General features: G+C 65.8%; 1 protein-coding gene (only partly in view). It reads right to left on the bottom strand.

Features of this window, described 5'->3' with window-relative positions:
• A protein-coding gene (locus tag NM2_RS29365) for a toxin glutamine deamidase domain-containing protein (protein WP_067675336.1) crosses the window boundary here: on the bottom strand, nt 1-16,035 show its 5' portion. The gene continues 15,423 nt to the left of window position 1, outside the view; the window shows 16,035 of its 31,458 coding nt (coding positions 1-16,035); it begins with the start codon at nt 16,033-16,035; its stop codon lies beyond the left edge, outside the window.

Genomic DNA, 16,035 nt, shown 5'->3' with positions numbered 1-16,035 from the left:
TTCGGCCGCGGACTGGGTGCTCTGGCCGACGGTACCGGGCTTTTCGAGCCCCTCCAGCGACAGGGCGATGGCGGCGGCGAGGTCGGGGTCCTTCTCCTCGGCCTCGACCTTGGCCTTGGCGGCGGCCGCGTGGAACTCGGCCACGGATTCGTCGATGGCGGCGGCGAGCTCCGGGTCGGTCTGCTTCAGGTCCGGCCCGGTGGTTTCCGCTGTCGCGGCGGGTGTGCGCACGACGGTGACGGCGGGGTCGGCGAGCGCCTCGTCGAAGGTGAGATCCACGTGTTGGCTGTGGGCGTCGAGCATTTCGCCGGGTTTGGAACCGGCCGACGGGAACCAGAGGTAGCGGGCGGCCTCGGCGTCGCCGAATATCGTGATCCGGCCCGGACCGGGTGCGGTCTGGGTGTCGTCCTGCGGGTTGTATTCATCGAATTCGAAGGTGAGCAGGCTGGCGAAATCGTCCCAGGGCCTGGTCGGCAGGGTGAGCGTCGGAGTGTGATCGCCGGTCGGTACGGCGAGGTGGTAGTGGTTGAAGGCGACCAGGGTCGCGGCATCGGCCGGTGCCGCGGCATTCGGGCCGAAGGTCTGTCCCCGCCGCATGTCCTGGCCGTATACGCGCACGTTGCGGCTGTTTTCGCTGAGGCGGGCGAGTGCGGCCGCGGCGGCCTGGGGGACGACGTGGAAGACGTCGGTTCGCCAGACGCCGCGCTGTGTCAGCTGTCTGACCTGACGGATGTATTCCGCGAAGTGGGCAATCTGGTCCGCGGCCGAGATCGGGTTCTGCTCCTCGGCGGCGGTGAGTTGTCTGCCCAGGTTCTGGTCCGCGTTCCTGATGGTCGTGAAGTCCAGCAGGTATTCGCGCATCCTGGGCCCGACCAGTTCGGCGGCGGTCATGAGGCGCAGGTCGCGGATCCGGCGGTCGAGTTCGGCCGCCGAGTCGTACGGAGTGCTGTACATGATGCGTTCGAGGGCGTGGAAGAAGCAGTCGCCGTCCGGCGGCATCGATTCCCACACGAATCCCTGTGGGGCCGCGATCCCGTCCACGACGCGCGATCGGGGGCCCGCCTTGCGTCCGACCTTCGGCGACGTACTGCTGCCGCCGAACAGGGTCGAGATGAAACCCTTGGACTTGGTCTTCGGCTTGGACGCCTCGGCACTCGCCTCCGCCTCGGTCCCGGCCTTGGCCGCCTTCAATTCGGCAGCGAGCTTGTCGGCCTCCGCGGTCTGCGCCTCGAGCGCCTCGGGATCGAGTTTCTCGGCACCGCTCGGATCGAACTTCTTGGTATTCGAGGTGGTCGCGTTCGAAGACTTCGTATCCGGTCCGGTCTTGGTGTCGGTCGCGAGCTTCTCGGCTGCGGCCTTCTCGGCTGCGAGTTTCTCGGCTTCGGCTTTCTCGGCTGCGAGTTTCTCAGCCGCGAGTTTCTCAGCCGCAGCTTTCTCGGCTTCGAGTTTCTTCGCTGCCGCCTCGGCCTCGCCGTCTTCTTTGCTCTTGTCGGGGTCCTTGGTCTCGGTGTCGTCGTCCTCGGTATCGCTCGTCGGCTGCTTCTTCTTGGGCCTGTGCTTCTTCTTGGGTGCGGCCTTCTTCGCCCCGGCGTCCTCCTCGGCCTTCGCCTCGGCTTCTTCCTTGGCCTTTTTCTCCGCCGCGGCCTTGTCCTCTGCGGCTTTCTTTTCCGCTGCGGCTTTCTCCTCTGCGGCTTTCTTTTCCGCTGCGGCTTTCTCCTCTGCGGCTTTCTTTTCCGCTGCGGCTTTCTCCTCTGCCGCCTTCTTTTCCGCCGCGGCTTTCTCCTCTGCCGCCCTCTTCTCGTCTGCGGCCTTCTTCGCCGTATCGGTCTCGTCGCCCTTCGGCTTGCTCCCCTTCGGCGGTACGACGGGAGACGAATCATCCTTGGGTGCAATGGCTTTCGGAAGGTTCGCACTGTCCGGCGGCTTCTCGTTGGAACGCAGGATGAGATCACCGGTGACCCAGAGCGTCCCCTTGGGCCCGACGACCTCGACCACGGCCACCGAACGCAGCCGCTGGCCTTCCGGTTTTCCGTCCTTCACGTTGGTGCGGAACAGATTTCGCAACACGCTGCCGATCGCGACGGTGCCGCCCTTACCCGAGACGTCGCCGCCGAGCGGGATGGTGGGCCCACCGCGGTCGTTGGCCTGCTTGGCCCCGAGGTAGCTGAAACTCAGTGCGGTGTTGGTGTTTCTGCTCGACGAGGAGCCCATGTTGTCGACGGAGAATTCGAAGGTGTCGAAGGCGATCTGGTCGTTGCCGTCCTCCTCGCGCGGCGAATACAGGCTCATCTTGACGACGGTGTCGCCGATCTTGACACCCTTCGCATGCTGCTGCGGGGCAGGCATGGCGCCAGTCTGCTCGACGTTCAGGAACGGGCCGGTGGACTGCGGTCCCAACTCGACGAAATCGCCCTTCGCGACCAGCGTGACCAGGCGGTTGTACATACCCTCGGCGACCCGGGTGCTGTCGTTGGTGCGCAGCGACGGATCGACCCGCAACAGCGCCTCGGCGAACTGCTGTGACGCGTCGAATTCGCGAATGTCGAATGCCAGCTTGGGTTTCCAGGAGGGCACGGACAGCAGCTCGCGTACGTCGTCGGGCACCTTTTCGGCCGGTTCGACGGCGACGGCCGCCTCGAGATCGGCGGTCTCGGGAGTCCCGATGGCTTTGGCGGGTTCGAGCTTGCTCTTGGTCGGATCGAAGCCGAATACCTGTGGCTCGGTGCGCGCGACCTCGGCCGCGGGGGCCTGGCCAGACTTCGGGATAGGCTTCGTGTCGGCCTCGTGCACGCGCATGAAGGTGGTGGCCGTGACGGTGTCGGATCTGGACTGACTCGGGGTCGGAATCTCGTCGGGATCCAGCCCCGTCACGACGCCCCGCCACTCGCCGGTCGTCATGCGCGTCCACCCGTTCGCGATCGCGTTGCCGCCCGCGGTCAGGACGTGGCCGGTCCCGACGAGCAAATCGCCGAACTTGTCGAACAGATACCCCGACAGCGTCTCGTCCATCGTCCGCCAGTCGACCGTGACGGTCCATTCGGTGGGGATCTTGAACTCGTACTGACGGGCGGAGCTGCGCTGCCAGGCGCTCAGGTCGCGGGTCGAGTTCTGTACCTCGCTGTGCGTGCCCGTGCGCTGGACCGCGAGCGTCGCCCCGGGACGCTGCTGATTGCTCTGCCCGCCGAGGGTGACGCTGAGCTGGTTGCTCTGACTGTGGCTGCTGCCGACGCTGGTCGCACCGGGCTCCTCCAGGGCGTTGCCGTCGGCGCGGATGTGCCGGTGCACGTTGTCCAGGGCGGCGGTCCGGGGGACCATCTTGCCCTCGATGGTGGCCAGGGTCTGGCCGTCCGGCATGTCCTTGTCCGGTCGGGGACGTTGGGTGAACGTGACGCCGACCATGCGCGGGACGCCGAGGGACCGGTCGACGAAATGGAACGAGTGTTTGCCCTCGGATCCGGCATTGGCGAGGTTGCGCACGCCGTAGCTGGTGGTGTGCTCGTTGATCAGCGGCGCGACGCCGGGGTGGTAGTTGCTGTGGCCGACGATGGTCGCGCCGGGGGAGATCTTCTCCAGCAGAGCCGTGGCGGAGTTCTCGAGCGAGCCGCGACCGTCGTCGAAGATGACCTCGGTCGCGCCGCCGAACGCGGGCAGGGCCTTGGCAGTCTCGGGATCGTCGCGGCGCTTTCCGACGTAGGCGTCCGACAGCAGGCGGGGCTCGATCGGTACATAATTGTCGACCTTCTTCTCGGTGCCGTCCTCCTGGATCTCGGCGATCGGCTGGTTCTCCTGGCCCTCCGGGATGATGTCGACCTTCCAACCCTGCTCTTTGGCCGTCTTCTCGAACAGAGTCTTGTATTCGGGATGATCGTGCAGGTCGTTGTCGGTCAGGAAGAACTCGAGCCGGTCGGGGGCGTCGATGATCCGGCTGCGGGTGCCGTACGGTTTGCCGAGCCCGAAGACGGACAGGGCGAAGTTGCGAAAGCCCGCCTTGACGGTGACCACGTAGTGGCCGTCCGCGGCGAACCGGTACACCTTGCCGCCGTAGTCGGAGGTGACGCGCATGCTGTCGGTGGCGTCACCCTTGGTGACATGGGTGTTGGTGGAGTTGCCGCCCCGCCAGCCGCCGCTGGGCCGGAGGCTGTGATCGGATTCCCGGCCGTAGGTTCCGCCGACGATGAGCGCTCCCTGGTGGCCGCGGTTCACGCCCAGGTTCCGGGTCCTGGCGTTGTTGGCCTCCATCCAGTGTTCGGTGTCGACCGCACTCGGTTTCACCGCCCTGATGTTGTCGAAGAAGCCGCGGATGTCGACGCTGTAATCGGTGCCCGTCACCTTGCCGGGGATTTCGGCCTCGAACTTGTACGAGTCACGGAAGATCAGTGGCGCGTACATGAGCATGTGCTGCGGGGACAGCGAGGCGTGCAGAACCGAGCTGGCCTGGGACGCGGGGTCGGTGGCGGGGTCGCCGAATGCGGTGCGCCAGACCCACTTTCCGACGCCCGTGGCCTTGCTCCATGCCCAGTGACCCCAGGTCTCGTCGTCCTCGGGGGTTGTCGTTCCGGTGTCGTCGCCCTTCGCGGTCTCGTCGGGCCAGGCACCGGGGATCTTCGGTTTCTGCTCGCCCGGTTCGGCGGCCTTCGGGAGCGGCTCGAGTTCTTGCAGCGGCTTCGGGGCCTCCTCGGCGTCGGTTCCGGTGGTGACGGCCTTCTTCGGGATGGTGATGGTCGTGTCGGGAAGAGCCTGCTGGGAGGTTGCGGTGGTGCCGCGTTCGGGGAGATCGATCGATTCCGGCTGGTTGTCCTGCTTGCCGAACCACGGACCGAGGTTCGGTCGCCATCCGCTCAGGTCCGGCACCCAGGAGTGGAAGCCCGCGCGATGGGTGCTCCACCAGGAGGACGAATCCGCGGTCCGCGGCGCGCGTGGTTCGGCGATCGGGAGTATCGGACCGCGATCCTCGGGGAATTTGCCGGGGATCTTCAGTGTGCTGGTGTCGAGGTCGCGCCCCTCGGCCGCCGCCTCGAGTTCGATGGCGTCGATGAGACCGGTCGTCGCCTCGTGGATGATCTCGCTGACCGGGTGGTCGGCGACGACGGCGGTCAGCGGGATCCGGCCGACGCCGTTCTCGATGGATTGTTTCTTGGCCGCGTCGAGTCCCTTGGTGATATCGGCGGGAAGTGGGTCCTTGGGGCCGTGATCCGAGCGGATTTTCGCTGGGACCAGCAGTGCGGTGTTCGGTGTCGCGCTGGTCAGGTATTGCGGGACGGCCAGGCTGACCTTGCCCTTGCCCTCGATCGGCGCCGGGCCGTGGCCGTGGCTGTAGGAGATCTCCGCGACGAACCGGGTGGGCACGCCGAAGATCTCGAGGCCCGCATCGCCTTTGTAGTCGTCCTCCGCGGAATTCTTCGGGCTGAAGGTGTAGTTCTCCTCGGCGTGGTACTGGGCGGCGCCGTCGCCCTTGGACTCGCCGTAGTTGAAGTCGTAGGAGGCGCTCACGCTCGCCAGCCGCTGGGTGCCGATGATGTTGAGTGGATTGGTGAACGACGCGCCGGTGCCGGCGTCCATCGCGAGCGGGGTACTTTCGGTTTCCTCACCGGAGGACAGGATGATGCCGCTGTAGTTCATCGTCTGGAGGATGGGTGTCCGCCAGTCGTGGGTGACGCCCTCGTTCGAATCGGCCTTCGGGTCGTATTTGCCGTCCGGGGTGTTGTATTCCCGGACGGCCTTGATGGTGACGGTGATGCGCGCGGGATCCAGACCCGCGGCGGTGGTGCCGTTGAATTCGGTGCGGAAACCGAGCTGGAGCATTTCGTCGAAGGCCGCGAGCTTGGTCAGCCGGGCTTTCATATGCGAGAGCGTGCGGGCGTTCTCCAGGCGTTCCTCCGCGGTGGAACTCAGGTCGAGGATGTCGTTCGCCTTACTCGCCGAGGGGAGGAAATCCATATCGGAGACGAACTTCTCGATACCGTCGGTGATATTGCCGGGTATTTCGACCTGGAGTGGGGTGGTCAGCAGGTCGAGATTCTGCAGATGCAGCAGGTGTAGCGGGAGGAAGCGTTGTTCACCGGCCTGAGGTTTGCGGCCGAGGGCCGATTTCGACGGCACCAGCATGTTGATCGGGTACCGCTTACCCGTGCGAGTGGTCGACGTGGTGTTGTCGGTTGTGTCCTTGACCGCTTCCGTGTCATCCCCGGCTGGTTTGGTGTCGTTCCCGGCTGGTTTGGTGTCGTCCCCGGCTGGTTTGGTGTCGTTCCCGGCTGGTTTGGTGTCGTTCCCGGCTGGTTTGGTGTCGTTCCCGGCTGGTTTGGTGTCGTCCCCGGCTGGTTTGGTGTCGTCTGTGGCCGTTTTCGTGCCGTCTTCCACCGGGACGGTGTCTTTCGTGGATGTCGCTTTTCCGGGGTTGTTCAGGGGTGTGCCCGGCTTCGGCAGAATAGGGGCCCCGTCGGGGCGGACGAATGTGACCCGGATTTCCATATCGGGTGTGGTGTGCAGCAGACGTGAAACTATGCGCAGCGCGCGGGATACGTAGCCGCGGCCACCGTAGGTCAGCGCATGGCTGTTCTGGTGCGTGACACCGCCCTTGAAGAGGGTTATATTGCCGCCGCGGGTCGCATAGCCGGTCGCCTTGTCGGATTTGCCCTGCGCCAGGCCCAGGGAGAACGACATCGCCGCGCCGAGCCGGTTGGAGATCGCGGCTCGCCCCTGTGTGCGCAGGCCGCGCACCACGTTGTATTCGAGCCGGGACTGGCCTTCCGCGGTGACCGGGCCGGTGAGGGTGTCCCCGCCGTGGAAATCGACGATCTCCACATTGAAGTAGCCGAGCGGTGTACCGGATTCGGTATACATCGTCGGTGATTGCACCGAGCCGCCGTGCATCATCGGGATATTGCCGCGCAGATTATCGCCGAAGAATGTCCGCAGCTGGATCGCCGACGCCTTCGAGATCCGCTTTATCTGGTCGGGGAATCCTTTCATCACATCGGCGAACAATTCGTCGTGCGCCGGGAAATCGAGCGGACCGTAGAAGGGCATCTGATCGACGGAGATGTACGGGTTCGGATTGTCGTCGGACTCCGAATAATCGGCGGCGCGATGGAACGGAATCGGAGTGTACTTGTCGTCCTTTCCCGCCTCCGGAATTTTTATCGTGTTGTCGTGCAGATGGTTGGGGAACCAGGCGGTCAGGAGGTCGGGGGCGGCCTCGTGATCGATTTTCACCCAGTCGTCTTCATGATCGCGGATATCCGGTGACAGCACACCGGCGAGGCCCTCGGGGTTGTACCGCATCTCCCAGTGCATATCGAAGTCGTGCGGCACCGCGTCGGAGTCGGTGCTGCGCTTCTTGATGACCGATTGCACCGATCCGATCACGGCCATGGCCGAGGCCAGCCGATTGTGCATGAAATTGAACTGTGGGGCCAGACCCCAGTTGACCAGTTTGCCTTTGTTCACCTCGAACAGGTGGGTGTACAGGGCACTGAACGATCGCTGGTTCTGCTCGCTCGCGGAACTACCCTTGTCGACGTTTCCGTAGGTCCAGCGCTGGATGCTGACCGCCGGCCCGTCGTTGGGCCGCGAGTGCTCACGCGGCTCCAATCGCAGGCGCAGGAATACCGGGAAAGGGTTGCCGTTGTATTCCGCGGCCAGCGGCATACCGGATCTGCTGAACAGTCGGTACGTATCGGCCGTGGTCAGCCGTGAGGTCAGTTTCTGTTTGACGGCGGCGTGGAACGGGTCTTTCGGGGCCTGGGGGCCCTTCAATGCGTTGGTGAGTGCTCTTTGCCGCCTGGCATCGGGACCGGTGTAGGCCGGCTTCTTACCCTTCGCCGGTTTCCCGACCTCTGCCGGAGTCACTGCCTTCTTGCTGGCGTCGGGGCCTTCGGTGTCCGCTGGTTTCGTGCTGCTCGTGGCATCGGCCGGTCGTTCGGTGCCTTCGATGGCAGCCGGTTTCGTACTGCTCGCGGTGGCGACCGGTTGTTTGGCGGACTCGGTCTCCACGAAGTGGATGACCTGTTGGCGGAGCCACTTGATCGTGTTCTCCGGAACCGCCGCGACCTGAACGAGGTCCTCGGCGCCTTTGAAACGCCTGCCGAAATTCCAGACCGTTCTGCTCAGATTCGAGCCGGCCGGTGGGTCGGTCGGTTCCGAGTCGTCCGAGGACCGCGCACCGATCATGGTCGTCGCCGACAGCTGATCCGCCATCGCGGGATCCATGGTCATCGGGATGCCGTCGGCGGAGTAGAGCACCGCGTGCGTACCCGCCAGCTCCCGCGGCACGTTCGGCGGGAACGACCGGGTATCGGGATCGGACGCATCGTGGACCGCGACGCTGCCGTCATCGTTGACGCGCAACAGATACGCGTGCGCACCGACGCCATGGGCGTTGGCGTAGTCCCGGTAGTCGTCCACCACCAGGGCCACCGCACCCGGGCCGAGCCCCCGCAGTCGCGTCGCGATGTCGGCGTGATCCTGGAACTGCCGCAGCGGCGCACCGGCGTTGTGCGACAACGCATCCGCGGGCATGCCCGTGACACCGGCGAGTGATTCGGGCACCTGCGGACGCGGGCGTCCGGTGAACGTGGACAGCTGTTCCAGCGCCACGACCGCGCAGTTGACCCCGCCCCACACCGCGGCCGGATCCTCCGGGGTGGTGTATTCGGGCACCTGCGGGTATTCGGGCGGTCGGGCGTCTTGTCCGTAGGTCGGCAGCTCTTCACGCGCGGCCGCCACGGCCGCGGCCGGCGCGATCTCGGCGGGCACCCCGGCCCGGGGTCCGGGTTCGGCGATCACCAGATCGCTGATGCCGTGGCGGCGCATCAGTGCTTCCAGCACCGAGATGTGCGATTCCCCGGACCGGCCGGTGTCGGGATCGTAGACCCGGAAGTCGTCGGTATCGCCGATGCGCTGCACCGCGAGCGCGCTGGACCCCTCGGAGTTCAGCATCCACACCCGCGTATCGCTCGCCAAATCCGTCAGCCGGACCGATTCGCGCATTTCGTGCCGGGCATTGCCGCCCAGGCTCAGTTCCGCCCAGCGAATCCAATGGTCGAGAGTGCGATCCCCGCTGCGCGCACGCAGACCGGCGATCACGTTGATCGCATTCTGGCGCTGCCCGGATGTGAGTGTCGTGTAATCGAATTCGCTGGTGCGAGTGGACCCGTGCAGCAGCCAGTCCATCGCCAGCCAGCCGCCGAACCGGCCCACCGTGTGGCCGGAGAGGGCCTGTGCGCGTTGTTCGGGGTAGACCCCCAGCCGTCGGCTGTTCGGCTCGCCGCTCAGATGCAGATAGGGATTGCGCATGGTCGCGGGCGGATGCCACGGCTCTTCGTGCACCATCGTCCGCCGGCCGTCGACCAGCGCCGTCGGCACCCTGCGGGAGAAACCTTGGAACAGCCGCCCGAGCCCGAATCTCGACGATCCGGATCGCGAGCGTTCGTACGGGGCCATCGTCGCGGGGAACTCGCGCGGCGGCGCGGCCTGCGGCTGTTCCGGTGTTTCGGACGGCGGCGCCTTCTCGTGCGGCGCGGTCGAACCGTCGAACGTCGGGGTGCCGTACTGGTACCTCGCCGGTGTCGAGGGGCCCGCCTGCGTCTGTTCGGACTCCTGGAAAGGGTTGTTGTGTTGGGCGGCAAGCGAATTCGAGGGGTGGTAGCTGGCGAAGACCGACCCGGTGCCGGTCGTCGCGGGGATGTCCTCCGGGCGGAAGGTGGGCGATGGGGTCGTCGTGCCGGACCGGTCGTCGTCGCCGAACTCGTGTGCGGTATTCGAGTACGGGCTGTTGCCCTGTTCCGAGCCGAGTGACCCGAATTCCGGGTTGTCGAGCATGGTTTCGATCGTCGGCAGGTTCTGCCGCGGCTGGAACAGGAAGGGGCGCGATCCGGGGGACCGGTCGGTGCCCGGGTGTTCGGCGGGCTGTTGCTCCAGGGGTGGTGCCGCGTGAATATCGTTGCTGCCGTCGGTATTCGGGGCAGGGCGCGTGGGTGTGGCGGTGTCGGCGGATCTGGGCGGCGGAGTGACGGGGTTCTGGGAGTCGGTGCCCTGCTCGAGCGGGGGTGCGCGCGAGGGGTCCGAATCCGCGCGACGCGAATTCAGCAGCTGCTGTTCGACCGCGGCCTTCTGCATGGGGGTGGCCTGGTCGCGCAGGTCCTTCTCGGCCGTGTCCAGCGCATTCCTGGTTTCTTCCAGTTTCGCTTCGGTGGCATCGTTCCGATTGTCCCGGTGCGCCTCGGTGGCCTCCAGGTGCTCTCGCGCCGCCTCCTGGTAGCGCGTGATGAACGTCTTGACGCGCACATTGGGCGCGGCACTGCGGTAGTCCTCGGGCGAGATGTAGTGCACGGCCTCGCCGGGAGTGCCGCCGGTCGCCCAATCCCCGTTCGGGTCGCCGCTGCGCGCCGCGCGGGTCTCGGCCTGATGGTTCACCCGTTCCGAATATGCCGGGCCGCCACTGATTTTGACCTTCAGGCCGCCGTTCGCGATGGCCGTCTTGGACGGGGTGATGTCCACGCCCCGGCCCATCATCTTGTTGCCGAGGATGATTCGGCCCATCTCACCGCCGTTGGCGATGATCTTCTGCAGTTCCTCGTTCGCTCGATCCTTACTGCCGTGCGAATCGACCCATGCGACATCGAGTTTGTCGAACTTCACGTCGAGTCCCCGCTCGGCCGCGGCGTGTTCGAGCGCATCGGACAGCCGCTTGACGTCGGCGTTGTCCATGGCGATGGCCAGCTGCGGGGAACCCTTCTGTTCCCATTCCCCGGTTTTCGAATTCCGCACGAACGCGGTGTCCAGGATGTCGTTCGCCATGGCCGCGAATTTCTGCTCACCGGAGGTGAAATGCCGGGCGTCCGGGGTCTGCAACTGCGATTTGAAGAACCTGTCCACCTTCGAGATCGGCCCGGTCCCGTACTCCTCGTGCATGACGTCCTCGACGCCCCGGGGATTGCCTTCCGTGGGTGTGAGCAGGGTGCCCGACATGCCGGTGATGTGTTCGAAGTGCCCGCCGCTGAAGATCTGCTTCCCGGTGATGCTCAGCGAATGCTCCGAATCCGCCGTGATCTGCAGGCCGTTCTTCGCCTCCAGATATTTGGCGAATCCGTTCCACCGGCTCGAGCTCTGCTTCTCCGGATCGTCCATGACCTGATCGTTGGTCTGCGAGGAGATGATCTTGATCTTCCCATCATCGCTGACGTGGTAGTCCGAATTCCGTTCCGGACCCCATTCCGCCTGTGCCGCATGCGCGAATTCCTCCGCGTCGGCGTCGCTGATGTTCTGGCCGGAGCGCAGCATGATCGCCAGTTTGGCGCGGGCGAAGCGGGTCATCTTCGCGTCGAAGATGCCGCGCTTGTCCGGATCCTTGCCGAAATCCTCGGGGCCGAGCACGCCGCGTTCCTTGGCCTCCTGCAGCGTGTTCCAGACCTCGTGGACGCGGTTCGCGAACGCCTCGTCGGCCGGGCCGGACTTTCCGGGTGACAGGACATAGTGGGTCTGCTCATCGATCAGCTGCGCGTCGATCTCATCGATGATCAGGTCGCCGCCGGGGAACGGCTCGAAACGATCGGGCAATCCACGGCTTTCGGCCGCGGCATCCAGAATCTGCTTGTACTCCTTCATCGACGGCGCCTGTTCCAGCTCCGCGCGCAGCTGCGTCAGTTCCTCGGTCGACATTCCGCTGCCCTTCAGCTTGTCGACCATCGCCTGCGCCTCTTTGACCGCGCGGAATCCGTAATCCTGTGCGGTGCCCAGGACGATCAGTTTGCGGCCCTCCACCCGCTCCGGGAACGGCTGATCCGAATCCAGGTGGTACACATCGATTCCCAGGTCGTGATCGCCCGCGACCAGACTCTCGAATTCGTGCTGCATGTGGACCACCAGCGGATCGCTGCTGGTCATCACGTGGGCGATGCCCTTTTCCAGAACGGTGCGTGTGGCCCGCGAGATGGCGGTCAATTCCTTGCCCTCGCCGGTATCCATTTCGACCGGACCGTGCCGCATCAGAATTTCGGAGCTGAGCTGCGTCCAGCGCAGCACCTTGCCGCCCGGACCGCCGATCTCGCCGCCGGTACCCCGGCGGAACAGTTCGATCTGCGCTGCGCGGGAATCCTTCTCCGAACCGGTGAGGATTCGCTGTTCCAACTCCGCGTTGCTCAGCTTCGCCAGTGGTCCCGACTTGTCCTTTCCGGCCTGGATGTCGTAGTGCTCCAGCAGCGCTTCGGCTGCCGCCTTCGCGGCCGACACCCGCTCCCTGCGGATCAGCGGGAAGGCGTCGTCCTGGCTGATGTGCCCGTCCTGGAACGCTTTCCAGGTGTCCTTGCCCGCTTCACCGGCATCGGACATGAGTTTGTCCACAGCCGTTTCGACCGTCTGGCGATGATCTTCGGCCGCCTGCTCGTAGACCGCGCGAGCGGCTGAGATACGCGAGTCGTCGTGGCTGGCCTCGGCCGTCTCGAGCTCGCGCCGGGCGTCCTCGACGCTGCTGCCGGAGCGTTCGATGGTCTGTTTCACCTGCTGCTGCTGTTGCTCGGCGCGTTCCTGCGCGGCGACGAGGCGCTCGTACACCTCCGAACCATGCTTCGGCGGCGCGGACTCGGCGGGAAAGTCGTTGTGCGACCGGAGATCTTCCGGTTGCCTGGTCGTCGAGCGATCGGAAGTGCCCGGGACCCGGACCTCGGTGATCTTCGGATCAGACAGCACCGTGTCCAACGTTGCCGACCTCGGCGCGGGTCGGCCCTCGGCATCGGTCAATCCGCCCGACCTCGACCAGATGTACCGCGCGCCGGACTCGTCGCCGAGGACCACGAGATCGTGTGTGCCCGAGGAACTCTTGCCGAACGCGGCCTTGGACAGCTGCTGCGGCCGGGAGCCGAGTTCGGTGACCTCGTCCCAGCTGCGCCCCGGCGGGCCGTCGAATTCGTGATCGGTTGCGGCGGCAGGAATATCGTCCGGTGGGGCGGGATCATCACGTGACGAAGTCTCGGTGAGGTGTGCGTCGGTCGCGGTGGACGAGCCGATGCGGACGTTGCCGGTGGCGCGGACGCCGTCGCCGCGGCCGGGAGCGTGGGCCGGATTGCCGTCGGCGGTGTAGAGCACGGCGGTCACGGCGGCGACATCCTCGTGATCGTGGAAGATCAGCGGGGTTTCACGGTTGGTGGCGGGATCCCAGACCCAGGTGTTCTTGTTCCTGACGGTCATCACCACGGCATGTGCGCCGATACCGTGCTGATCGGCCGGGCCGCGGTAGGTTTCGACGACCGCCGCCTTCGCTCCGGGGCCGAGTTCGCGCAGTGCGTCGCCGACCGCTTCGTGGCTCGGGAAGCTCTGAAGTTTTCCCGTGGAGCGGGCCTCGAACTCGATCGAGTCCATGCCGCGCAGGCCGACCGGCTCTCTGGGCGGGAAGATCCTGCGGTTGCCGGGGAAGTCGGAAGCCAAGCGCTGCAACACTTGTCGGCTGCAGTCGTTGACGACGCGCTCGCCGGTGGCGTAGTTGGTGGAGCGGTGCTCGCGCGCGGTACCGGGGAATTCGGCGGACCGATCCGCCGGGGTCGGCCGCTCGGTGGCGTCCTCGGTCGGGGCCCGAGCCGGATCGCGCCGGTCCGCGTTGATTCGTGACGACGGATCGTCGTTGGATTTGATTGCCTGCGAACGGTTTTCGGTATCCGTGCGGCGGAGCGGGCTGCTGCCGCCGGAATTCCGCTCGTTGTCGCCCTTTTCGGCGCCGGACCGGAATGGGTTCGTATTACCCGACCGGGTATCGGAGCCGGCCTCATTGCGCGACAGTCGGTTATCGCCGTCGGTCCTGAGCGGGGTGCTCTGATTCTCGGCCGGTCGCAAGGGAGTGCTGCCGTTGCGGGGGTCCTCGGTCGTGGTGAACCGGGTGTCGGATTCGTCGGGAACTTCTTCGACGGTGGCTCGGAACGGGTTGCGGCCCTGTGGATCTTCGCGAGTGCTGGTTGTGTGCGGCGTCTCCGACTCGTCCGGGACATCCTCGACGGTGGCGTGGTATCGGCTGCGATCCGGGTTGTCCGAGGGAGTGGTGGTTCGGGGCCGGGTGTTCGACTCGTCCGGGGCGTCCTCGACCGTGGTGCGGAACGGGTTGCGGTTCGTGGTCTTGGACGTGGATTCGGTGCTGGGGGTGGCGCGAAGCTGGTCGGTGCCGTTCGCCGTGAGTTTCGTGCCGGGCGTGCGGAACGGATTCTTGCTGCCCAGGGTCGATGCGGGCCTGGGCTGGTCCTGGGTGCCGGTGCGCAACGGGTTGGCGGAACCGTCCGCGACCTTCGTGACCGAGGAGTAGGCGCGGGGCGTCTGGGTCGGCCGCGTCGACGAACCTTCGATATCGGACGAGCCCGGCTGTCGCACAGGGGAATCCGTGCCGCGCGAAATGTTCGTCGAACGTATCGGGGAGCTCTGCGGAGAGTTCGCGGTCCGGTCGGTGTGCTGTGCGAACGGGTTGGTCTGCGAGGATCCGTTCCGGTTGCCGTTCCCCGCGAGGGTGGTGTCCGAATTCCCATCGATCCGCTGATCGGAGGATTCGCGGGTGGGGGACCACTGCGCGGCCGGGGCGTCCTCGGAGGATCGGCCGTTGACCGGTATCTCGTTCGAGGACTCGTTCCCGGTGGGGGTCCGGCTCTGTGTCCCGTTGTCCGTCCTGCTGTTCGCCGCGAGATGAGTGTTGTTGTCGCCGTTGATATTGCGGCTGCTGTGGTCGATGTTCGCGAGGGGATCGTCGCCATTCGAGAAGCCGTTGCGGTTACCGCCGTTGGTTGTGGTGTCGGCGACGTTGCCGCGGTCGGACGTGACGCCGTTGCGGGTACCGCCGTTCGTCGTGCTCCCGTTGACGTCGCCGCGGTTGCTCGTGCTCCCGTTGATGGTGCTGCCGTTGCGGTCGGCGCCGTTCGTGCTGCCGTTTCGCGAGGTCGTGTTCGACGAGTTCTCTTGTGCCCGTGGCGAATTACCGTTGATCGGCGACGAGTTCCCGGTGTTCCCGGCGGCGGGGTTGTCGGTCTTGCTGTCCGATCCCCAGGTTTTGGTGTCGGACAGGAAGGAACTGCCGTCGCTGTATGCCGGTGGCTTGTCGTCGGCGCTGTATGCCGGGAGTGTGTCGTATCCGCCCATGCCGGCGGTGAATTTGCCCTGGAAGTGTCCCATCACCCCGTGCACGCCACCGACGAGGCCACCGCCCACGCCACCGAGCAGGGCGGCGGGGTCGAATTCCCATTGACCGGTCATCGCGCCGTAGGCGACGATGCCCGCGCCCGCGCCGACGACACCGGCGGGGATACCGGATCCGACGGCGACCAAACCGGCCTTCCACCAGTTCATTCCGCCGTTCTTGGCGACCCAGCCCCCGAGGTACTTTCCGCCGAAGTGACCGATCGGTGTGGCCACACCACCGGAGATCGCGCCCACGGCACCGGTGATGAACATCTGTTTGACGTTGAAGCCCTTGCTGTGTCCCTCGCTCAACTCGATGCCCTGCGCGAGCGCGTCGGTCCCGAGCCCGATCGCGCCTTGCTTGAGCACCTGGATCGCGGTGAGCTTCCACAACGGCGTCGCGGCCAGTCGAGAGGCGCGCGCGGCCAGCGCGGTGGCCAGCCGTGAGGCGATCAGGCGCATGATGCCCGCGCCCTCGGCCTCGATGATCGAGACCGCCCACGCTCCCCACAATGTGGCCAGCGCGTAGGCGATTTCGGCGGCCATCACCGCCAGGGTGATGATGATCTGCAACTTCGCGTACTCGGTCTGCTGTCCGCAGTCGAACACCGAATCCGCGAGTTGCTCGAGTCCTTGGACGATCTTCTCGATCGAACTGTCGCCCGAGAAGAACTGGTCGAACTGGGATTTCATCTGGTCCGCGCCGCTACCGCTGTAGTTCTGCGACGCGGTATCGCAGGCATTGTGCAGCGGCGTGAGGATCGCGTTGAGCGCCTCGGCGGCGTCGGTCCAGTCCTGACTCAGCGCGAAGAGGCCGTCCTCATCCCCCTTCGGCCACGACGACCCGGCCAGATATGACAGCCACTGCAAACCGGGCGGGATTTCGATGCTCAT

Origin of the sequence: Nocardia miyunensis NBRC 108239 (assembly GCF_001613065.1) — a bacterium.
GTDB lineage: Bacteria > Actinomycetota > Actinomycetes > Mycobacteriales > Mycobacteriaceae > Nocardia > Nocardia miyunensis.
Note: the sequence above shows the minus strand (reverse complement) of the source record. Positions and strands in the feature narration are given on the sequence as shown.